This window comes from Dyadobacter sp. 3J3 (genome assembly GCF_009801115.1).
In the GTDB taxonomy this organism is placed as follows: Bacteria; Bacteroidota; Bacteroidia; order Cytophagales; family Spirosomataceae; genus Dyadobacter.
In genome coordinates this window covers 378,779-401,497 of sequence record NZ_VTOL01000005.1, presented here as the reverse complement: position 1 = coordinate 401,497, position 22,719 = coordinate 378,779, and the positions used below count along the sequence as shown (strand labels likewise).

The window sequence follows — 22,719 nt, the reverse complement described above, 5'->3', positions numbered from 1 at the left end:
AATTCATGTTCTGGTGATTTTTAAAATCGCCAGAACATGAATTTTCTATTTTGTTAATTCCTCTACTAACCGGTTTGCTTTGTAAATATGTTTCATGGCAGCAATCATACCGCCTGCATGAACAGAAATCGTACGATTTCCGGCATCCGGTGCAAAAATGAAATAGCCCGGCAAACTTTCCATATTCCCGTCAAATATTAATCCAACAGCTTCCAGTTTCTGATTGATCATCGGCGATCCTGAATTTCCACCAATAATATCATTCGTTGAAATAAAATCTATTGGTGCTTTTAACAAATCAAGCGGTGGGTTCAGCCAGCGTTTTGGTAAAGACCATGGAAATTCACCTTTGGCAGATTCGTAGCGATCATACATTCCGAAATAAGTCGTTTTGATGGGCGCCTTTGTTCCGTTATAGTTGTACGATTTAACAAGTCCATCACTGATCCGAAGCGAAAATGTTGCATCCGGCGGAATGCTGGTCCCGTAAACGTCATAAAGCAAGCGACCCAGTTTGGCACGTTCCACATTCAGTTTTGCGTTGGCGTCACGGGAAGCGATTGCGCCTGTCATAAATCTTGGCTGGGAAACCCTGGCCAATTTAATCAGCGGATCCTGCGAAGCTTCAATTGCCGTTGCGCCGCCATCCAGGAGAGAATTCACATAGGTTTCATCACTAAGTTTTGTATTTTTCAACGCAGCAATCGCAGCTTCTTTTGGCGATTTTCCTCCCAGCGCGACTTTTAGATATTCATCATCTTTTTTCAAAAAAGTTACCGATTCTTCGAAATGAGAAATCAGGTAGGATTGTTCCAAAGAAGGAATTTTCGGCTTGAAAGCTTTTAAGGTTCCTTTCAAGGTTGCCGCCCTATCCGGATTTGTTTTCGAAAGTGAGGCAAAATCAACTAATTGTTGTGCGAAAGTTAACAACTCTCCTCTGGAAAATGGATTGGGCTGCATAATGGCAATATCATTACGGGCAGAACGCAAAATTTTGACATTCTCGGAAATATTATCCCAGGTGCTATAACTTGCCGAAAGTTTAGGATTTGCTTGAACCGCCTTTTTGAAAGTCTTTTCAAAATCCATTTTTCTCGCCATCAGCACCGGATCTTTCATTCCGTCATATCTTCCTTTGTATGCTTTAAGACTATTTTCGTAACTGAAAATCTCGTTCAGGATACTGTCGCTTTTTGCCGTTTTATTATATTCCTGCAAAGCCAGTGAACGGTTTTTCAATAATTGCAAAGTGAAAGGCATAACCAGATCCCGGTCAAATTCAAGTTCATCAACCGTTCTCAAACGACCGGTACTTCCCGGATTTCCAACAACAAAAACCGGCTCGCCGTCCTTAACGCCATCCGGATTAAATTTGAAATAATTTTCGGTATGCAATGGTTTGCCATTGTCATCATAAACCCGGAAAAAGGAACAATCCAGATTATAGCGCGGATATGTAAAATTGTCCGGATCGCCTCCGAAAAAACCCATCTGCAGTTCCGGCATAAAAACGACTCTTACATCATTATATCTTTTAAAACCATACAAAGAATAACGGCCTCCGCTATAAAAACTGACCGTCTGGATTTCCAAACCTTTCCAGTCCGTCTTTTCCTGATATTCTTTTTTTATAGTTTCAAAGGCCTGGTCGCGCAATTGCGTTTTCTCTTCATCCGTTTCGCCCTGATCTTCAATTTTCTGCATTCTGGTTGTGATATCCTCGATTTTCACCAACTGATCGACAAATAAGTCCGGCACTTTTCTTTCGTCGGCAAGTTTGGTGGCGTAAAAACCATTGGCCAAAAAATCTTCACCTTTTTTCTGCACAGCTACGCCTGATTCTCTTGCGCAGTGATGGTTTGTCATCACCAAACCATCCGCAGATACGAAAGAAGCGGAGCAGTAAGTCGCAAAGCGTAGAGCGGATAATCTTGCTTTTTCAAACCATTTTTCATCGGGGGTAAAATTGTATGTCTTTTTAAAATACTCGGCAGGCGGCGTATCAAAAGTCCACATTTTACCCATATCAAATTCACCAGCTTTTACAGAGTCGAGCTTGATATCCTGCGCCTGAACCATTACATTTCCCAAAGAAAGTAATCCGAGCAAGCCAAGTTTTTTAATGATTTTTGTTGTTGACTGCATTAATTAAAATTATTATTGGTGTAACACTGTTACTCAAAGCTAATAAGTTTGGGTAATAAATAAATCTTATCACAATTTCCTTTGGAACGCTATCGGCCGTCAGCAGTCGGCTTTCAGATTTTGTCAATAAACAACATTCTGGACTAATACCTGGTTCCTAGCGAAAGCCGACAATAAAACTATCTTAAAATATAATTTTTAATAAGGACTAAATCGTAACTTATTAATATCGTTCCGGCTATTCGAATAATCAGAATTTGAAATGAAACTAAAATATTCCCTTGCTATTTCTCTGTTATTCAATATAATTTTCATCGGTGTCTGTGCTTACATTTTTCGTGATAAATGGATTCAAAAAATTGTGGCGATGAAAGGAGATTCAAAAATCGTCATGTTTGGAAATTCGCTGACGGCTCAGGGAAAATGGGTTGAACTTCTTAGCAGGACGGATGTACTCAATAGCGGTTTTCCCGGACTGACTACATTTCATTTTCTTGCATTGTTACAAGAAAACGTCATTGAAAAACATCCAAAAATCTGTTTTGTCGAAGCCGGGATTAATGACATAACCGTTGGTGTTTCCGCCGCAAGAATCCAGGAAAATTATATTACTATTTTAAAAACCCTCGAAGAAAATAACATTATCCCGATTGTTACTTTGACATTTTACGAACAAAATGATCCGGTCAGCAAATCAGAAGTGGATCATCTCAATGATTTTTTGATTAAATATTGCCATGAACATGGAATAAAATATATCAATCTAAATCCACTCATTTCTGACTCGACAGGATTGAAATCGGAATTTGCGATTGATAAAACACATTTGAATGAAAAAGGGTATAAAATCTGGGCAAGAGAGATTGACAGGGTATTGAAGTCAGATAAAATTTAAAGTCGGTTACATCTTTACTTTTGATATAATTAATTGTACTATTGATGTAATATATTGACTTATTAGCCACTCAACTTCTGACTTAAATGAAAAATCTCTTCTCGATTATTATCTCAATTTTTTCATTGTCCATTATTTCTTGTAATAAGGAAAACGATACCGCCGCTCCTGAACAGCTTCTAAACATAATTACCGAGAAACGTTATCTTCCGGAAGACAGCTTAACCATTCAATATCAGGTTGACCGTGATGGTATAATCGTCCTCGAAAAAAGTTCGAAATATGGTGCAAGAAAAGGATATAAGGACAGTGAGCAATTAAATAAGATAGAAGCAAGTCTGAAATATTGCCGGATTTTTACTTATAACTTATCAAATCAATTAATAAAAATTGTAGAGATTGATAACGAAAGCCGCAAATTACCTTCCTCATCTGACACTTTAATCTATCAAAACGGAAGAGTTGTAGCAAGAGTATTAAAAGACTATTTGCTTAAAGCATCTCTCGGCACTTTTGTTTTTGCTTATCCACTTTGGCAAACAAACCGAACTTTTGGTTACGATGCCAGTAATAGAATAATTACGGAAACAGATTCAGTTTTCATTGGTCATGATATACCTTTAAAATCCAGTACTCTAGAAAAAACTGATCTTCGATTCATTTACAGAGTTTTAACAAAAAATAATTATAATGAAAATGGAGAATTAACTGAGAAAATCATTACCACTTCCAGAATGAACGCCGTTCTGTACGGAAACGGCAGTGGGGCCTGGGATATCACAAAAGCCGGAAAAGTAATTTCAGGTTCTACTACCTACAATTACCAATATGATTCAAAAAATCAGTTGATAAGCAAACTTGCAAAGTTTACGGATTCAAAAACGAATCAGGTTTATAATAGCATTTTCTCTTATTCTTACGGCAGTAAATAACTGAGAAAATATAAATAAAAAACGGGTCACTTTCCAAATGAAAGTGACCCGTTTTTTATTATTTCAAAAATCTAAATCAACTACTAAGCGTTGATCTGATTCATAACCTCAGTTTGTTTACGGATAGATTCCATGTGAACAAGTTTGAAAAGCTCGTCAACAAGATTTGGGTAAAGATTAAGGCTTTTGCCCCAAGCTCCACGTGTATCCAAAACTTCACGGAAACGATCAACCTGGTAAGCAGCAACGTTGTTATCACGTTTGTACTCAGCAAGTTTCTCAACCAATGACATACGGTTTGCAAGGTTTTCAAGCAATTCGCGGTCAAGGTTATCAATTTTACCACGAACAACTTCCAGTTGAGACTGGTAATCCGTTGGGTAAGATTCTTTGCGAACGTGAAGATCGTGCAACATTTCTGCCAAAGCGGAAGGAGTCAATTGCTGCGAAGCATCAGACCACGCCTTATCAGGATCACGGTGCGATTCGATGATCAAACCGTCGTAGTTCAAATCCAGCGCACGTTGTGCAATTTCAAACAACAATGAACGCTTTCCAGCCATGTGGCTAGGATCACCGATCACAGGAAGTTCAGGGAACAATGTTTTCAATTCAATCGCAATATTCCACATTGGAGAGTTACGATATTTTGTTTCCTGTGCATTGGAGAAACCACGGTGAATTGCACCCAATTTCTTAACACCTGCCTGGTTCAAACGCTCCAAAGCACCAATCCAAAGTTGCAAATCCGGGTTAACAGGATTTTTAACAAGCACAGGAACATCCACACCTCTAAGTGCTTCTGCTAATTCCTGCACATTGAACGGGTTTACCGTAGTACGGGCACCAACCCAAAGAATATCTACACCATATTTCAATGCCAGTTCTATATGCTGAGGATTTGCAACCTCAATAGCAACAGGCAATCCAGTTTCTTTTTTTGCAGCTTGCAACCATGGCAAAGCAGCTTCTCCCATCCCTTCAAAACTTCCAGGACGAGTTCTTGGTTTCCAAATTCCCGCACGAAGTACGTGTGCAAATCCTTCTTTTTTGATCTGGCTTGCGGTTTCCAACATTTGTTCCTCGGTCTCTGCACTGCAAGGTCCGGCGATTACCAAAGGTTTTCCTTCGGTATTGATCCAACTACTAAGCGGAAGGATATCTAAAGAAGCATTCATATTCAAAAACTTGTCCTTAATAAAACAATAAGATAACTATAATATTTCGACTCGGTATTATGCGTATTTGATGGATTGCCGTACATTTGATCCTCCAAAAGCCTACAACCCTTTTTTGTATAACTTTTGCCTGATTGGTTTATGAAAAACCATGAAGACCCCACTTATGATAAACTTAAAAATGGCGTACGCTTCACAAAAAGATCAAATACCTGTATTTTTTGAAGACACTTCAATAGCATTTGCTTCAAAATCAGATTCTCAACTCAGGAAAACCTATTGGTTGTTTAGCTTGATGAACCAGGCTCGAGTGGTAAATTTAGGCACTTTTTTTATAAAGATTGCTCTAAAGCTACACTTACCTATAAAAAATCTTATCCGACATACTATTTTTGAACAATTCTGTGGCGGTGAGACGATTAGTGATTGCCAGCAAACGATTTCAACATTAGGCAATTCAGGCGTTGGAACCATCCTGGATTACTCCGTTGAGGGAGAAGACGATGAAAATAGTTTCGATGCCACAGCTGCCGAAATTTTACGTACTATTCAAAAGGCTTCTGAATCTACGGCTATCCCATTTTCTGTTTTCAAGATCACCGGAATTGCGTCAACTGACCTTTTAGAAAAAGTACAGCGTAAAGAAACGCTTTCGCCATCTGAATCAGCTGCTTATGAGCGTGTAAAAGAAAGAGTTGAAAAACTTTGCTCACAAGCACATCAGTTGAACGTCCGTATTTTTATTGATGCCGAAGAAAGCTGGGTCCAGAATGTGATCGACGACATTACTTACGAAATGATGGAAAAATACAATAAGGAAAAAGCCATCGTTTACAATACATACCAGTTTTACAGACATGAAACTTTACAGGCATTGAAAAGTGCCTATCTGGTTGCACGACAAAAGGGATATGCGCTGGGTGGAAAACTTGTCCGTGGCGCGTATATGGAAAAAGAGCGCATAAGAGCCCGAGAACAGGAATATTTCAATCCGATCCATACGTCAAAAGAAGCAACGGACAAAGATTACAACGCGGCAATCGATTTCTGTCTTGAAAATGTTGAACATATTTCCATCTGCCTTGGTACGCACAATGAGTACAGCTCTCAGTATTGTACCTGCAAAATGAAAAAGCTTGGTATAAAGAATGATGACAGCCGTATTTATTTTGCCCAGCTTTTGGGAATGAGCGATAATATTTCCTACAATCTTGCCAAGGTTGGCTATAACGTAGCTAAATATGTGCCTTATGGCCCTATCGATTCGGTGCTTCCTTATCTTATCCGCCGGGCAGAAGAAAATACTTCTATTGCCGGACAAAGCAGCAGAGAGTATCTGCTTGTAAAAAGTGAAATGCACAGAAGAGGCGTAAGTTCTATATAAGAACTTATTACTTTTGCAGGCATAGTGATATAAATTGTAATCAATAAAGAATGAACCAACCAAAAAATCCTGCCCGGTATTTACTTTTTAGTCTCTTATTAATTGCAATTGACCAATTGTCTAAACTATTGGTTTTTAAATACATGCAGCCTGGCTTTTCCGGGCAGATATTACTGGTTGGCAGCTGGCTAAAGTTACATTACGTTTTGAATCCGGGAATGGCTTTTGGTATGCAGCTCGGGCATGAATACGGCAAATTATTCCTGACATTATTCAGATTGCTGGCGATGTGCGCTATAGGCTGGTATCTTGTTCATCTTGCCCGTGGCGGTGCTTCCAAAGGATTGTTATGGGCCTTATCCATGATACTTGCCGGTGCGGTCGGAAATGTGATTGACAGTACGTTTTACGGCGTATTTCTGGATAATGCACCTTATGGCTCACCGACTCCATGGTTTCACGGACAGGTTATTGATATGATTTTTGTGGATTTCTGGGAAGGATTTATTCCTGAGTGGGTTCCGGTATGGGGCGGACAATATTATTCCACGCCGATTTTCAACATTGCCGATTCCTGTATTTTTCTTGGTGTTTGCAGTATTCTTATCTTCCAAAGTCATTTTTATACGCCTGAGGAAGATGAAGTTGCTCCGACAGCCATTCCTGACCATGAGGATGCTGAAAGTCTGACAGAGCCTCACAGCTTTGATGAAGTTGCCAAAACAACGGTAGCGCAGGATGAAGCGGTTTTAAAGACTGATGACAATTTGGATCTTGATCCATCCAGAAATGTTGCTGCGTCCATGGTAAATCTTGAAACAGGAGAAATTGCTGAGCCTATCGAATCTGCTCCTTCGGATAAACTGATTTCAACTGTGGAAACCGAAGATGAAAATGTTGATATTGATTCGACTCAGGATATTTCATCTTCTATGATTAATCTAGAAAATGAAGAGATACTAAAACCGGGTGAATCATCTACTGAGAAATAGAAAATCTCCTGCGTTGTATCATACAATATATCAAAATATATATAACCAAAAAAGAGAGCTGATGGCTCTCTTTTTTGGTTATATGGTATCTACCTACTTGAAAAATCACAATTTTTATTGTTCTTCTTTTTCCAAAGGCATAAAATCCTTGAACGTCTTTTTCAGCGCGGCGTCTATTTTTTTATCGTCATAGCCAGCTGCTTTTTTGTTTTCCCAGTTAGCATCCAGTTCCAGAGCCACCAATCCGCTCAGGTTCATTAAAGCCTTAAACTCATCCAGCTTACGAACAAAATCAGGTGAACGGCGAGCCGCTTTTTGTGCATATTCTCTGGCGAAAACATCCCCTTTATTCTGAAGCTCGTTTTTCTTCTGCATTACATAATTAAAACGATCCAGTAAGCTATTGGTAGATTTCCCTATAACTTCCGTTGCTTCAAGTGTCCCTAATGTAGCAACAGTAGTTCCACCTAGTGTAGTGATATAACCTCTGTTATTAACATTGTTAGGTGAAATAACAGGAGCAAGGCCAGTTGTGGCGCCCAGGGAAGCATTTATCAGCGAGCGGCTCCTCTTACCCTTTTTCGCTCTGCCATAAGACCTTTTAAGTTCACCTTCTTTTTCTTTCATTTGTTCCAGCATCCCCCAGGCATTTACCAAACCGCCACGGTACAAGCCATAAACATAAGCATCACGTTCAGACTCATTCACTGTATTTTCAATGATAAAACGTAGTGTTCTTTCTTTTTTGTTTTGCGCTTTATCCAATACATAAAAAGTAATATTGAAAGCCAGGGAGTCAAACGGATCATTTACAAATGTATATCCCGGTTCCCAAATAAACTCATAACTGGTTGGTGCATTTTTGACCAATGCAGATGCAGGAACATTTTTGTTTTCTGATACAAAACCAAACGTTGTAATATCATCATCTCCATTGGGATCCGACAATGTAAATTTCAGGTTGATCCGATTGTTTTCTTTACTTTTTATAACCTGATTCTGGGGTATAACTTTAAAATCAGGTTCAAGGTCCATTTGTGTTACTTCCAGTTTCAGGCGACCTTTTGTCCTTACTTTAGAAGGCTGATCTTCTACGAAAAAATCAATAAATTTTGGCCCCTTTTTTAACAAATTAAATTGTGTCGTCGACGGGTCCCAAACAATTTCTCCTGCCGCACTCATTTTCATACCCTCAGGCATTCCTTCCAGCACAGGAATAAACACCAGCGGATCACCATCTGTATCCCGAACAGAATTCATATCAATCTGATACGTATTCTGGGTTTTATATTGAACGTAAAAAGGTTTTAATTCATCAACTTCCGGAGCTCTGTTGACATGGACAATTTTAAAAGCAATTTGTTGGGATACCGTTTCTCCGGCCTGATTAGTAGCTTCAAAAACAATTGGCCACAATTTGACAGTATTAATACGATCGGCAATATCATAATTTGGAGTCCATACGAAATGACCCAAAGAATCAAATTTCATATCACGTCTGAATCCGCTTGCGATAGTATAGCGTACAGAATCACTCTTTCCACCCCTAAACTGTAAATGAAAATCTATTTCCTTTCCTTCATGTAGTGTATTCCAGTCGGCTTCTTTTGGGAAAATCAATTGAAAAGCACCATTACCAGAATGTCCATTATCTTGCGCCAAAACAGGTTGAGACCAAATTACGGTAAACGTAAGTATGAGAAAGTAAAAGATATTTTTTAAAACCATAATTTCAGAAATATAATTTTTTAATGAGCTTAGGGATGCAACTTCCATAACGCAAAATTAACAAATCCCGTATGCTTAACGTTCTGAATCGTTCTGTTTTTTTAGAAGCTATAAATTCAGGAATTCGCCATTATGCTATTTTGTACTTTTTGAATAAGTCCTCATTTTTAACTCCTTTATAATCTGTTTCAAACGAGACAATGAAATGCAGACCTTACTAAAACAAATACCGGAGAACAACCTGTTAAGGGCTATTCTCCGGTACTTTATATTTTAACAACTTATAAAAAACTCCGGATTATTTCTTCTTAGGAGCCGCTGCCGGAGCTGTTGTAGCTGGCTTAGCTGCTGCTGGTGTCGCAGTAGTAGCAGGTTTTGCACCTGCGGGAGCTGCTGCTTCAATTTTATCAGGATCTACACCCAATTTTCTTAGGATAAGATTTGTTGCATTGTTTTCCTCAGAAGCTGCGAACAAAATGATTGGTGTTGTTCCCTGACCTGCATCCATGTTAAGAATGTAAAGAAAACCACTTTCCTTACCAACTTCCTGAATTGCGTTGTTCACCTTTGTAAGGATCGGTTCAAGCAATGTTTGTTGCTTTGCCTGTAACGACTGTTGTGCATTTGTCTGCATTTCAGTAATACGGGTCTGCAAGTTTTGCAATTCTTTTTCTTTATCAGCACGGATCACATCAGTCATCTGAGGACCATTTTTCTGATAAGCTTCATACTTTTCCTGAGCCTCTTTATAAGTTTCACCCAACGCCTTATCAAGCTGCGCTTTGGTAACTTCAATTTGGTTTTGCATTAGTTTGCTCTCAGGCAATTTGCTGATGACATAATCCACGTTGGTATATCCAATTTTCGTAAGACCGCCAGCAGGAGTTGTCTGTGCCAATAGAGGGGTACTAAGCATGGCCATCGCGACCAAAAACACTATTAATTTTTGTTTCATTGTTTTGTTACTATTTAAGTTTACTGTTTGTACTTTTTTGTTTAGGGGAGCTCTCCTTTGGCGCTACCGTCGATTTTTCCTTTGCTATTTCCTCTTTTGCTGCTTTCGCCGCCTGGCCGTCTATTCCCAGCTCCTCCATAATGTAATCCGAATAATCATGTTTCGGATTTGAATAAATAATCCCGACATCGCTTGACTTGTCAAACATAAAATCAAGCCTTTTCTGAATACATATCTTGGAAACAGCCCTTTGCACTTTTTCCATCGATGGCTTCATGAGTTCTTTTTTCTTTTGGAAAAGCAAACCCTCCATGCCAAATATCTTACTGTTATATTCCCGGGCTTCCTGCTCCTTTTCTTTTATTTCCGATTGCCTCTTTCTTTTGAGATCATCCGTTAATAAAACTTCTTCAGCCATATAAGCCCTTTGCATTCTTCCAACCTCAGCAAATTTATCCTGAATTTCCTTAGCCCACTTTTCGGAAAACTTTTTCATTTCCGTTTGTGCCAGTTGATATTCCGGCATTTTACTGGTTATGAATTCCATATCAGCATAGCCAAATTTCTGTGCTATTCCTTTTCCGATTGAAATAAAGGACAAAACTAGCAAAATAATAATCTTCTTCATGCCTGGCCCGCTAATAATTTAAACTGTTTTAACGAAAAGCAAACTATTATATTATCTGATCTGCTGACCGATAGTAAAGTGGAATTGTGCACCACTTTTCTTTGTCTGACCCTGAATACTGTCAAACCCGTAACCCCAGTCAATACCCAAAAGACCAAATGCCGGCATAAAGATACGTGCACCAACACCGGCTGAACGTTTCAGATCGAAAGGATTAAACTCTTTGTAATTCCCCCAGTTATTACCCGCTTCGGCAAAACCTAAAATAAAGATTGTTGCTTGTGGGTTCAGGGATACAGGATAACGAAGTTCGGATACAAATTTGTTATAAACAACACCACCACCAGATGCCGGATAACCAGTAGCCGTCAAAGGACCAACTTTCTGATCTTCATAACCACGTAAACCGATAATGTCCTGATCAGCCAGCGAGAATGAACCCTGACCTGCTAAACCCGATCCACCGACGATGAAACGTCCGAATTTACTAAAATCAAGTTTGTTGCCATATCGTCCCAAGTAACCCATGTGGGTACGGGCGCTTATTACAAGTTTGCCGGTAATGGTTGCATAATACGTCGCATCAAACATCCATTTGTTATATTCTACCCAACGGTATGTATCACTAATATCCTTATAGCCATTCTTACGAATTAAAGAATAAGGAGGAGTCAGGGTCATACTCAACGAGATATTCGAACCACTTCTTGGGAACTGGAAATCACTTAAAGTATTTCTTGAAATCGTAGTGTTGAATGAAATATTGTTAGATACCCCTTTGCTATACCCAATCCGGAAAATATCCAAACTATCCAGACGGTAACGCTGATAAGAAATAGAATGCGTCATGACAAGGTTACGATCCGGCTCTCTCAAACGACGGCCCAGTGAAAATGTAATCCCTGTGTTATAATATCCTCCACGATAGCTAAGACTTCCTGAACCACCAGTTGAATAAATCGAATTATAATTTGCTACGCGATATACCGTGTGTTGTAAGGAAACACCAAAGTTGATAGGTTTCTTGCCGCCTAGCCAAGGCTCACTGAACGAAAGCGAATAGGTTTGATATTGCTTACCATTTGCCTGGAAACGAAGTGACAATTTCTGTCCGTCACCGGATGGAAGCGGTCTCCATGTTTCTCTGTTTGGAATATTGCGTAATGAGAAGTTGTTGAAAACAAGACCCAACGTTCCTACAAAACCAATGTATCCACCCCAACCACCGGAAAGTTCGATCTGGTCAGATGGTTTTTCTTCCACATTCCATTCAATATCCACCGTTCCGTCCTGAGGATTTGGAACCGGATTTGGAACAATTTTCTCAGGGTTGAAATAACCCATTTGAGATAACTGGCGCTGCGTATTGATAATCTCCGTTTTGCTGAATTTCTGTCCTGGCAATGTAAAAAGCTCACGCAATACTACGCGGTCACTTGTTTTGGTATTACCATTCAAAATAATCCTGTTAATTGTTGCCTGCTTTCCTTCATACATACGAAGTTCCACATCAATAGAATCACCTTCAACCGCTTTTTCAGTAGGCTCGATACGGAAATACAAATAACCGTCATCCATGTAAATCGAGCTGATATCATTTCCAGGAATACCATTGATCTTTTTATCAAGTTCTTCCGGATTGTAAACGTCACCTTTTGCGATACCTAATTTTTCACCCAGTGCTTTTGATGGATATAAATAGTTACCAGTCCAGGTAATGTTGCGATAAAAGTATTTTTTACCTTCATCAATTTTCATTTTTATACTGATCGTTTCGCCATTATTAATAATGGTATCGAAATCGATTGTAGCATCACGGTAACCGTTTTTACGATAAAAAGCAATCAGTTTTTCTTTATCCTCGTCGTATTTTTTAGGAATATATTTTGAAGGGTTAAACAAACGGCCAATGCGTTTCTGTTTTGTACCTTTCATTTTATGTTTCAACGTACCATCGCTGATATCTTCATTACCTTCAATATCAATTTTCTGGATTTTAACTTTACTACCTTTTGTAATAGTAAAGTTCAACGTTGCCTGTCCACGCGTAGAATCCGGGATTTGCAAAACTTTTACTTTCGTATTGTAAAAACCTTTATCCAGATAATATTTCTTGATTACAAGCTGTGTATTTTTTATAACTGTCGGTGTAATAACACGTCCTTTGATCAGCTTTACCTTATCGTTAAGCGTTTCTCTTTCTCCTTTACGAATACCGGAAAACGAAACTTTATAAAGTCTCGGGCGTTCTTTTATATGAATATTCAGCCATATTTTCTCTCCCTCCACTTTCGTAGCAGCGATTTCAACATCATCCAGTGTACCAAAATCCATCATTCTTTTAATAGAAGAAGGAATTGCCGGACCAGGAACACGGATTTTATCGCCAGGCTTTAAACCTGAAATAGAAACCATAGAATTAGGATCCAGAAATTGTGTTCCAGAAACGGTAACTTCTGCGATTGTATATTCTTTTGGGTTGGCGGGATCAATTCCCAAATTGGCAGTGGGTGTTGCGGGCTTTGCATTGCTCCCTAATCCTATCTTTTGCGCCTCAACCGAAAAACACCAGCATAACAAAACTCCTGTTAGTGCCCAATTACTTAGTACGAATGTTTTAATAAAGTTTCTCACCAGGTTCATATAATTCTACTTAGCTCCATTCGCTTTAACTTGTTCACCGGTTTTACCAAAACGACGTTCCGTTTTCTGGTAAGCCAAAATTGCCTCATACAGATGTTCCCTGCGGAAATCAGGCCAAAAAAGGTCTTTATAAAAATACAGCTCCGCATAAGCGAGCTGCCATAATAAAAAATTACTGATCCGGTGATCACCACCTGTACGCAGCATAAGATCCACCTCAGGACGATCTTGTGTGGAAAGATGTTTATTCAACAAAGTTTCGTTGATTTCTTCCGGCTTTAAAATTCCTTTCTGCACATCGGTCGCAAGCTTTCTGGCAGCTTGCAGAATATCCCATTTCCCACTGTATCCCAGTGCAAGGATAAGATTCAGCCCTGTGTTCTCCCGGGTAATTTCGACTGCTTCTGCAAGTTGTTTTTGGCAACTTACGGGCAGGCTTTCCATATCCCCAATAGTATCCAGCCGAACATTATTTTTCAGCATGGTAGGAATTTCATTGCGGATAGATTGTACAAGCAACTCCATTAAAGCACGTACTTCAAACTGTGGACGTGCCCAGTTCTCAGTTGAAAACGCGTAAAGTGTCAGATAGGAAACGCCAAGTTCTGCACAACCCTCTGTCACTTCTCTCACTGCTTTAATTGCATTCCGATGGCCGAATACACGTGCCGCTCCCTGGTTCTGTGCCCAACGCCCGTTACCGTCCATGATAACGGCGATGTGCTTTGGCAGATTGCCCGAATCAATGAGTTCTTTCATTATCGCTGAACTCTTTTAACCTTTTTTAACAAAAACAAACGAACCATTATACGCCGATCTTATAAATTCTATTTGATGTTTTTTTTAATCTGACGTGCAATGCATACCATCTGTTCCCATTTGTGTACGCAGTTTGTCACCCAATTGTGTCGAAAAATAATAAATTTCAACAACAATAATTTAGGTTAATAGTATAAAGATACTGACAAACAGCACATTAAACCAAAAACAGAGTTGTCGGATTTTAACAAGGGCGCAATTTAGGAATAAGTATGGCGTCTTCAAAATCAATATTTTGAACAAGACGCCATGAAGGAAGGTGATTAATTATCAAGAAGATGACGGATGACTTCTGTATAAGTGCTTCCGCTTTGCAGTTGAGAGACCTTCCGATCGCGCATGACAACCAGATATTTGCTGTTAAAATGCTTCTGAATCTCTTTGATATGATGAGAATTCACTATGCCTGCCCGGCTGATGCGCAGGTAGTGAGCAGGCAATTTTTCTTCCAGCGAAGTCAGTGTATAATTGAGAAGATATTTTTGTCCGTCCAGCGTATTCAAAAAAACGTATTTCTCTTCCGCTTCAAAATGCGTTATTTCGGTTAAAGGAATTAATAGAATACGATCTCCAGACTTAACAGACAATGAAAATATTTCTTTTTTAGGCTTCATTTCTTCAATCAGACGAAGCAGGTTATCGGAATAAGGATTCTTACTTTCTCCCGTTTTAAAGCCCGCCTGAAGGATGTTACGGATTTTATCGATCGTTTTTAGCAGTCGATCGTTTTCAACAGGTTTCAATAAATAATCAACAGAGTTTTCCTCAAATGCTCTGATCGCATACTGGTCATACGCGGTGGAGAAAACCACCAAAGGCATTTTGGTAAGTTTTGCCAGCATTTCAAATCCATTTAAAAGCGGCATTTCTATATCAAGAAATATCACTTCCGGATTGTGTTTATCAATTTCAAGCAAACCCTCTGCTCCGTTTTTCGCCTCCGCAACAATGACAAAAGTATCCTGATGTTTTTCCAACAATCTTTTCAACCGGCTTAATGCAAGCGGTTCGTCATCAATCAATATTGTTTTTAGAGGAAATGTCATTTCAGATTATTTTTTTGTGATGAAATCTCCGCAGAGTTTTCAATTATTTTACATCAGTTGAAACATAGTTAAAATCAACTTGCCTTTTCTTCGCTGGCTTCAATAGCAGCTTTGCGAATGGAAATGTTTACGGATTTGACCGGGTCGTTGTGAAGTTCGATTGTGGCATCTTCACCATACAATAATTTCAGCTTGTCCTGTATGCTCCGGATTCCGTAACCGGCTCCCATCGTATCCGAAAAAAGAGGACCGTTGTCATGTACGCAAAGATGCAGCCATCCGTTGTCTTCATAAATTTTTACAATAATTTTTCCCTGATCAGCCAGTTTTGAAATTCCGTGTTTGATAGCATTTTCAACAATAGGCTGAAGAATAAATTTCGGCACCGGAAGACGGTTCAATTTCTGATTTGTCACTTCCACTTCAAATTGCAAACGATCACCAAATCTAACTTTTTCAACCTGAAGATAAGTCTGTACCATTTCCAGCTCGTTCTCTATACTGTCAAAGTAATCATTATTTTTCCGCCCTGTTGTATAGCGAAAAAGTTTGGACAGCAATAAAGTCATTTCCTCCGCCTTATCCGGGTCCTCATGTACGAGACTGGCGATACTATTTAATGCATTGTATAAAAAGTGTGGATTGATTCGCGCTTGCAATGCATCCAGCTCAGCCCTGGTTTTTAGTTTTTCAAGATTAAGAAGCTGATACTCCTGCTCGGAAATTTTTGTTGACAGCTGCCTTCCCTGACGATTCAGATAATAAAATACATTGGCAATAATAAGCGGACCAATTGCATACCAAAACCAGACGCCATTTTGCCTTGCCTGTTGTGGTGACTGCGCTGCCATGGCCCTGAATATTTTGTGTCCAAAGCCATAATACATTCCCACATTGATCCCGAAAAAGACCACCGTTACCACAGTACTTAAGGTAAGGTGTCTCAACAAAACCTTTTCAATCATCGCATCAAGCCATATGGCCATATTCTGCGTTATAAGCACTACTATTACTCCGCAAACTACATTTTGAACAATGAGATATTGATTCAGCTGTACCTGTACCGGATTGGAAGTATATAAAATTTCAAGTGTAAAATATATAATCGCACTTGTTCCATACAGCATCAAGGCGCCGATGATAATGGCAATGAGCGTTCCTATCCAGCTTTGACTTTGGATCAGCCCGATTAATTTAAAATCCTGCCATTTAAAAGATTTTCCCTGGGAAGAAAAACTAAAATTTGCGCCTTCAATTTTAGCTCCGGTCATATCAGCATCCGTAAGACTACTGAAACTTAAATCGGCGTTGGTAAGATCGGCGTTTCTAAAAGTTGCTTTTTCAAGAGAAGCAAAACGTATTTTCGCGCCACGAAGATTGGATCCGTCAAAATTTATTCCTTCCAGACTTGAAAAGCTAAAATCCGCTCCTTCCAGATTCATATTGCTAAAATCCCTTCCTTCCAGAGAAGTTCCATTCATGCGGAGCGGTTTCTTTTTGGTTTCTTCCATTCTTGATTATAGGATAAAATCTTCATTTCAAAGCGTGGCTTTCGATTTTATATTTGGTAAAAGAATATAAATAAAAAACCTCATGGCTAACAGACTGTGTTTTTAATGACACAAATCTACTAGCCATGAGGCCGTTTTGTTATCTATTTCCGACGAACTGCGGTTTAATACGGCATGAACTTCGCAACGATGGAAATGAAAATAAAATCAGGAGACTGATATTACTACAATTCTTCAAGCATGATATCTTTCCAACGAACTTTAATTCCACCGCCTGAGTGAATTTGCAAAGCAATTGATCCGTCTCCGGCACCAATTTTAGCATCTTCAAAATCAACCATATCATGGCCGTTTAGCCAGGTTTGTACTTTTGGGCCATTTACGCGGATACGCAACGTGTTCCATTCTCCCATTTTAAGAAATCCTTCTTTTTCGTCTGGAATTTTCTGTAACCATTCACGTCCGTAAGATTCGTAAACTCCACCGGTATCGTGGTTTGGTGGTGCTACTTCTACCTGCCAGCCTGCAACTTTTGTACCTTCAACCGTTGATCTGAAAAACACACCGCTGTTTCCGTTGGCTTCCTGTTTGAATTTAAGTGTCAGGTCAAAATTTTTGTAAAATTTGTCCGTTGTTAAGTAACCATATTCCTTGTCCGGGCCGCTTTCGCATATTAACTCGCCTTTTTCAGCATACCATTTTTCGGTACCGTTGATTTTCCAGCCAGTCAAATCTTTACCATTAAACAGCTTTACAGCTTTCTTTTTTGGTGCATTTACATCATCCTTAGTTGCTAAAAAAGCAGAACTGGTAAACAAAATCACTGCACATAATGCAGCCAGAAATTTAAACTTTAACATCTCGTTTTTGGGATTAGGATTAAAAAAAATTAGTTTTAAAATTTACCAAACTACAATTTACATTAGTTTTACAAAAATTAAACTGATCCGAAGCTATGAAAAAAATTAACTTTATAGGTCGTTATGCGGCATTTTTTTTGATTGTCACATTATTTGGCGGTATAGTATCATCCTGTACTGAGAAAGATAGCGACATTGTAAAACCTAAGACAATTACAGATGTAATTCTTGAAAACAGTGAATTTTCAACATTGCGTGAAATAATTCTTGCAAATGATTTGAGTGACGGGTTAAGAACTGAAAACATTACATTGTTCGCTCCTAACAACGCTGCATTTGTAAACTCAAGTATTACCAGCGCGCAAATCAATGCAATGCCTAAGGATTCGATAAGAGCATTTGTTTACAAACACATACTTAACCAAAATCTTAGTTATGAATCATTGAAGGTTCAAAAATATCCAACCATTTTGAAAGGAGATAGCATTACAGTGACACAAACCAAAGATTCGCCATTTCTAATTAATAAACGAGCTTTTGTTATCACTAAAAATGTCAACGCTGATAATGGTACCATTCAGGTTATTGACCATACTTTGAAAATTTTTAAATAATACAATCTTTCCAAAATAAAACAGGCCTGATGTTTTAAAACATCAGGCCTGTTTTATTTAAAATTACTCATTTCCTTAAAACTGCTCTGTATGAGCAAAGAAGAAACTTCCTTCTATTGCAGCATTCTCATCGGAATCAGAACCGTGGATTGCGTTTGCTTCAATTGATTTTGCAAACAATTTACGGATTGTTCCATCCTCAGCATTAGCAGGATTCGTAGCACCAATCAAAGTACGGAAATCTGCCACAGCATTTTCTTTTTCAAGAATAATCGGTACAATTGGTCCTGATGACATGTAAGCACATAAATCATTGTAAAAAGGACGGTCTTTGTGTACCTCGTAAAATTCACCCGCACGTTCCGGCGTTAATTGTGTTTTCTTCAAAGCTACAACACGGAATCCGGCAGCCTCGATCATTTTGATGATAGCACCTGAATTTCCGTCTAATACGGCGTCAGGCTTAATCATCGTGAAGGTCTTATTGGTTGACATACAGTTTGCTAAAATTTATTTTAATGCAAAACTACAATTTTCATTTTATATAGCCATCAAATCTGCCCGGAACCTCATTTTCAGACAAAAACATTCGCTTCTGAATAAGCCTTTCGTAGTCAACATTAAACAAATCCCAACAGTTTTGTTAATTTTGTCATCAAATTGCCGGGTCCAAATTTTCTTTTTGAATTAAATAACTGTGAATCAAACTGTTGAAGAGCTAGTAGCTTTTCTATCTACTCCTCAAAAAATCATCATCACGATGCATAGAGATCCTGACGCCGACGCGCTGGGCTCTTCGCTTGGATGGGCAAGTTATTTATCTAAAAAAGGACATACTGTAACCGTTATCAGTCCGACAGATTATGCTGCAAACCTTCGCTGGCTTCCTGGCATGAGCGAAGTTCTGGTATATGAAAAGTCTGGTGAACAGGGAAAATGCAGAAGGAAAATTGAAGAGGCAACATTAATTTGCTGTCTTGATTTCTCAGCATTGTCAAGATTAAAAGATCTTGGAAAACTAGTTCAGGATGCAAAAGCACCTAAATTGTTGATTGATCACCACCTGGAACCCGAACATTTCGCAAAATGGATGATCTGGGATACCACGGCGGCCGCAACGGCGCAGCTTGTTTATTCGTTAATTAAGGAAATCGAGGGCGATGTTCCAACAACATCGATTTTTGATATTCCAATGGCGGAGAATCTTTATGCCGGAATAATGACGGACACAGGGTCTTTCAAACATGGAAATGTAACGCCGGCTGTCCATTTGGCGATTGCGGATCTGATGCTTACAGGATTTGATACGAGCCGGGTGCACAGGTTAATTTATGATAACTCACCTTTGTCCCGTTTACAGTTTCTGGGATATGTTTTATCTCAAAAATTAATTGTCCTGCCTGAATACCGTACCGCTTATATGGTACTTACCGATGCAGAACTTGCTCGGTTTAATTCAAGTCCGGGTGAAACAGAAGGTATTGTTAATTACGGTTTGCAGGTTGAAAACGTGGTCATGTCTGCATTGTTTATTGAAAGAAAAGGGGAAATAAAAATCTCTTTCCGCTCTGTGGGCGACTTTTCAGTTCGTGATGTTTCGAGTACTTATTTTAACGGAGGCGGACACAAAAATGCATCAGGTGGCAGAACAGAGCTTTCCATCAATGATACAGTTGATCTCTTTTTATCTATTCTTCCAAAATACAAGGACGAATTACTGAAAGTTGATTAGTAACAAGAACCAAATAATATAACATTCACATAAATATTTTCTAATTAATACAATCCAATGAATCTTAAAACAATCGGTTATGTACTAGGCATAACTCTTCTCGCCACAGCCTGCGACAAGTATAAGACAAAAGTTACTGAAAGTGGCCTGAAGTATCAGATTTTCGAGCACGATGATGCTGCCCGGAAAGCAAAACTTGGTGATATTATGTCATTCCACCTGGTTCTTAAAAATGGAGCTGACTCAACGCTGCGTGATACTTACAAAGATAAAACTCCTGTAAAATTGGTTCTTCAGGCTCCTCCTTTCAAAGGAAGTTTTGAAGAAGGTTTGGCTATGCTTGCAGCTGGTGACAGCGCGAAATTCTTCATCAATGCGGATACACTTTTTGCAAAAATGATGCAGCCTTTGCCTCCAATGATCAAAAAAGGATCAGAAATTACTTTCACTGTTAAAGTTTTGAGCGTTCTTACATCTGAAGAATTCCAGAAATCACAGTCAGAAGCAGGTGTAAAACAAAAAGCGATTGACGAAAAAGTTATACAGGAATATCTTACAAAAAATAACCTGACTGCAAAAGCACAGCATACAGCTTCTGGCCTGTATTATGTTGACGATGTTGTAGGAACAGGTGACGCTCCTACTCAGGGCGACAATGTGAAAGTTCACTACACAGGTAAACTTTTGGACGGAAAAGTATTTGACAGTTCTAAAAACACAGGAAAACCAATTGACTTCCAGGTTGGTGTTGGTATGGTTATTCCAGGTTGGGAAGAAGGTATTATGTTGATGAAAAAAGGCGGGAAACGCACTTTGATCATCCCATCAGGATTGGCTTATGGTGTTGACGGATCGCCAGGTGCAATTCCGGGAAATTCTGTTTTGTTGTTCGATGTTGAATTGATCGACTTTACAAAAGGAGTTAAACCAGCAACTCCTCCAATGCCTGCTCCTACGAAATAATCCAGGTCAGGGTATAAAATAATAGACGGCTGCTTCTTCTGAAGTGGCCGTTTTTTGTTAAACTGCATTTCCAAATCACTCTTACGCGACTTTACTAATGAAACTTTGCTTTGCTACCAATAATCAACATAAACTGGAAGAAGTACAGGCCTTGCTTGGTGATTCTTTCACTTTGACTACATTAAAAGAAATTGGCTGTGAAGAAGAAATTCCGGAAACGCACGATACCATTCCAGAAAACTCCAACGAGAAGGCTGAATTTGTCTGGAATAACTATGCTGTCAATTGTTTTGCGGATGACTCCGGACTTGAAATTGATGCGCTGGATGGGGAGCCGGGTGTTCATTCTGCTTATTATGCAGGTCCTCAAAGGAGTGCCGACGACAATATGGATCTCGTGCTAGAGAAAATGGTCGGCAAGGATAATTTCAATGCTCGATTTGTAGCAGTGATCACGCTGGTCCTTGATGGTAAATATTACCAGTTTGACGGAGAAATAAAAGGTAAGATTACAATGGAAAAACGTGGCACTTACGGATTTGGTTATAATCCTATTTTTGTTCCGGAAGGCCACGATAGAACTTTTGCTGAAATGAGCATGGAAGAAAAAGGAGAATTAAGTCACAGAGCCCGTGCTTTTGCAAAACTTGAACAATTTCTAAAAACTTATAACGACGAAGTGTAACAGCATTTCTCTCCTTTCAAATAAAACCATTTGAAAGAATTTTCATTGCATTCATCCAATTAACCAAATCCCATCACTATGTCTCAGTTCAAGTCAAGCGAATTTCGCGTAGACGGTACGGAAAAATTTGATATCAGCAAAGCCAAAACCAGCTTTAAAGATATTTATGATGATAAAGAAGAATATGCTTCCATGCTGGCAGACTTTGTCCAGGAAATGGATGAGCTACAAAGCAAAATGTATGCGCACAACCGATATGGACTGCTTATTATTTTTCAGGCCATGGACGCGGCTGGAAAAGACGGAACAATAAAACATGTGATGTCTGGCGTAAATCCTGTGGGTGTCCAAATACACTCATTCAAAAGGCCATCAGATACTGAACTCGGCCATGATTTTTTATGGCGGACCAATAATGTATTGCCAAACCGTGGGACCATTACGATTTTCAACCGCAGTTATTACGAAGAAGTTCTGGTTGTAAAAGTAGATCCAAGTATATTAACTTCATCACAAAGACTTCCAACCGAACTTACCGAAGATGTTGACAAGCTTTTTGATCAACGCTACTCAGATATCAAAAACCTTGAAAAATATCTGTATCGCAACGGGATTCGTGTTATCAAGTTCTTTCTTAATGTTTCAAAAAAGGAACAGGCTGACCGCCTGATCGAACGGATTGAGGATCCTAATAAAAACTGGAAATTTGAAGAGCAGGATGTAAAAGTACGTGATAGTTGGGATGAATATATGAACGCTTATCAGGACGCAATTAATGAAACGGCAACAAAAAAATCTCCCTGGTTTGTTGTTCCTGCGGATGATAAGAAAAATACGCGGCTAATTGTTGGCAGTATTATTATTGAAGAATTGAAAAAGATGGATATGAATTATCCGGAAGTAAGTCCGGAAAGAGCAGAAGAACTTCAACGTTTTATCCAGATTATCAGAAATCAGACTGAGGCTTAATAATTACAATTTTGAAATAACAAAGAGAGAGCCAGGCAAA

20 protein-coding genes are annotated in these 22,719 nt (G+C 39.0%); 9 read left to right on the top strand and 11 right to left on the bottom strand.

Going from position 1 to position 22,719, the window contains the following annotated elements; translation table 11 throughout:
- Nucleotides 1-45 precede the first annotated feature (45 nt).
- Nucleotides 46-2,145, bottom strand: a complete 2,100-nt coding sequence (locus tag FZF08_RS13600; protein ID WP_159469585.1) for a S46 family peptidase — start codon at nt 2,143-2,145, stop codon at nt 46-48.
- A gap of 262 nt (nt 2,146-2,407) precedes the next feature.
- Here FZF08_RS13600 and FZF08_RS13595 point away from each other — a divergent pair, with 262 nt between their 5' ends.
- The gene (locus FZF08_RS13595; RefSeq protein ID WP_159469583.1) at nt 2,408-3,040 is read left to right on the top strand and encodes a GDSL-type esterase/lipase family protein; all 633 of its coding nucleotides are present in this window, start codon (nt 2,408-2,410) and stop codon (nt 3,038-3,040) included.
- Between the two features lie 86 nt (nt 3,041-3,126).
- Entirely contained in the window at nt 3,127-3,972 is an 846-nt protein-coding gene (locus tag FZF08_RS13590) for a hypothetical protein (RefSeq protein ID WP_159469581.1), read from the top strand.
- Between the two features lie 83 nt (nt 3,973-4,055).
- Here FZF08_RS13590 and FZF08_RS13585 read toward each other — a convergent pair whose 3' ends face one another.
- Nucleotides 4,056-5,150 (bottom strand): chorismate mutase, encoded by a 1,095-nt coding sequence (locus tag FZF08_RS13585; RefSeq protein ID WP_159469579.1) that lies wholly within the window; start codon nt 5,148-5,150, stop codon nt 4,056-4,058.
- A 181-nt stretch (nt 5,151-5,331) separates the two neighbouring features.
- Here FZF08_RS13585 and FZF08_RS13580 point away from each other — a divergent pair, with 181 nt between their 5' ends.
- Nucleotides 5,332-6,534, top strand: coding sequence for a proline dehydrogenase family protein (locus tag FZF08_RS13580; RefSeq protein ID WP_159469577.1), 1,203 nt, complete (start codon nt 5,332-5,334; stop codon nt 6,532-6,534).
- 50 nt (nt 6,535-6,584) lie between these two features.
- Nucleotides 6,585-7,526 (top strand): lipoprotein signal peptidase, encoded by a 942-nt coding sequence (locus tag FZF08_RS13575; protein WP_159469575.1) that lies wholly within the window; start codon nt 6,585-6,587, stop codon nt 7,524-7,526.
- A gap of 114 nt (nt 7,527-7,640) precedes the next feature.
- On the opposite strand, the gene FZF08_RS13570 is transcribed toward FZF08_RS13575, so the two are convergent.
- From FZF08_RS13570 to FZF08_RS13535, 8 genes are all read right to left on the bottom strand, one after another.
- Nucleotides 7,641-9,302, bottom strand: a complete 1,662-nt coding sequence (locus FZF08_RS13570; RefSeq protein WP_229216519.1) for a hypothetical protein — start codon at nt 9,300-9,302, stop codon at nt 7,641-7,643.
- A gap of 250 nt (nt 9,303-9,552) precedes the next feature.
- The gene (locus FZF08_RS13565; RefSeq protein ID WP_159469573.1) at nt 9,553-10,209 is read right to left on the bottom strand and encodes an OmpH family outer membrane protein; all 657 of its coding nucleotides are present in this window, start codon (nt 10,207-10,209) and stop codon (nt 9,553-9,555) included.
- A 10-nt stretch (nt 10,210-10,219) separates the two neighbouring features.
- On the bottom strand, nt 10,220-10,837 hold the full coding sequence (locus FZF08_RS13560) for an OmpH family outer membrane protein (protein ID WP_159469571.1): 618 nt from the start codon (nt 10,835-10,837) through the stop codon (nt 10,220-10,222).
- A 51-nt stretch (nt 10,838-10,888) separates the two neighbouring features.
- Nucleotides 10,889-13,480, bottom strand: a complete 2,592-nt coding sequence (bamA, locus tag FZF08_RS13555; protein ID WP_159469569.1) for an outer membrane protein assembly factor BamA — start codon at nt 13,478-13,480, stop codon at nt 10,889-10,891.
- Nucleotides 13,481-13,486: 6 nt separating this feature from the next.
- Nucleotides 13,487-14,239 (bottom strand): isoprenyl transferase, encoded by a 753-nt coding sequence (locus FZF08_RS13550; protein WP_159469567.1) that lies wholly within the window; start codon nt 14,237-14,239, stop codon nt 13,487-13,489.
- Between the two features lie 323 nt (nt 14,240-14,562).
- Entirely contained in the window at nt 14,563-15,345 is a 783-nt protein-coding gene (locus FZF08_RS13545; RefSeq protein ID WP_159469565.1) for a LytTR family DNA-binding domain-containing protein, read from the bottom strand.
- Between the two features lie 74 nt (nt 15,346-15,419).
- A complete protein-coding gene (locus FZF08_RS13540) occupies nt 15,420-16,856 on the bottom strand; it encodes a histidine kinase (protein WP_159469563.1) in 1,437 nt (478 codons plus the stop codon).
- A 224-nt stretch (nt 16,857-17,080) separates the two neighbouring features.
- Nucleotides 17,081-17,716: a DUF1080 domain-containing protein gene (locus tag FZF08_RS13535; protein WP_159469561.1), complete on the bottom strand. Its 636-nt coding sequence runs from the start codon at nt 17,714-17,716 to the stop codon at nt 17,081-17,083.
- Nucleotides 17,717-17,811: 95 nt separating this feature from the next.
- Here FZF08_RS13535 and FZF08_RS13530 point away from each other — a divergent pair, with 95 nt between their 5' ends.
- Nucleotides 17,812-18,330, top strand: coding sequence for a fasciclin domain-containing protein (locus FZF08_RS13530; RefSeq protein WP_159469559.1), 519 nt, complete (start codon nt 17,812-17,814; stop codon nt 18,328-18,330).
- A gap of 75 nt (nt 18,331-18,405) precedes the next feature.
- Here the strand turns inward: FZF08_RS13530 and FZF08_RS13525 are convergent, their stop codons facing one another.
- Nucleotides 18,406-18,825 (bottom strand): nucleoside-diphosphate kinase, encoded by a 420-nt coding sequence (locus tag FZF08_RS13525; protein WP_159469557.1) that lies wholly within the window; start codon nt 18,823-18,825, stop codon nt 18,406-18,408.
- Between the two features lie 202 nt (nt 18,826-19,027).
- Here FZF08_RS13525 and FZF08_RS13520 point away from each other — a divergent pair, with 202 nt between their 5' ends.
- The 4 genes from FZF08_RS13520 (at nt 19,028) to FZF08_RS13505 (ending at nt 22,679) form a co-directional block, all read left to right on the top strand.
- Nucleotides 19,028-20,062, top strand: a complete 1,035-nt coding sequence (locus FZF08_RS13520) for a bifunctional oligoribonuclease/PAP phosphatase NrnA (protein WP_159469555.1) — start codon at nt 19,028-19,030, stop codon at nt 20,060-20,062.
- A 57-nt stretch (nt 20,063-20,119) separates the two neighbouring features.
- Nucleotides 20,120-21,025: an FKBP-type peptidyl-prolyl cis-trans isomerase gene (locus FZF08_RS13515; protein ID WP_159469553.1), complete on the top strand. Its 906-nt coding sequence runs from the start codon at nt 20,120-20,122 to the stop codon at nt 21,023-21,025.
- Nucleotides 21,026-21,122: 97 nt separating this feature from the next.
- The gene (gene rdgB, locus FZF08_RS13510; protein ID WP_159469551.1) at nt 21,123-21,710 is read left to right on the top strand and encodes an RdgB/HAM1 family non-canonical purine NTP pyrophosphatase; all 588 of its coding nucleotides are present in this window, start codon (nt 21,123-21,125) and stop codon (nt 21,708-21,710) included.
- Between the two features lie 78 nt (nt 21,711-21,788).
- On the top strand, nt 21,789-22,679 hold the full coding sequence (locus tag FZF08_RS13505) for a polyphosphate kinase 2 family protein (protein WP_159469549.1): 891 nt from the start codon (nt 21,789-21,791) through the stop codon (nt 22,677-22,679).
- Nucleotides 22,680-22,719 lie beyond the last annotated feature (40 nt).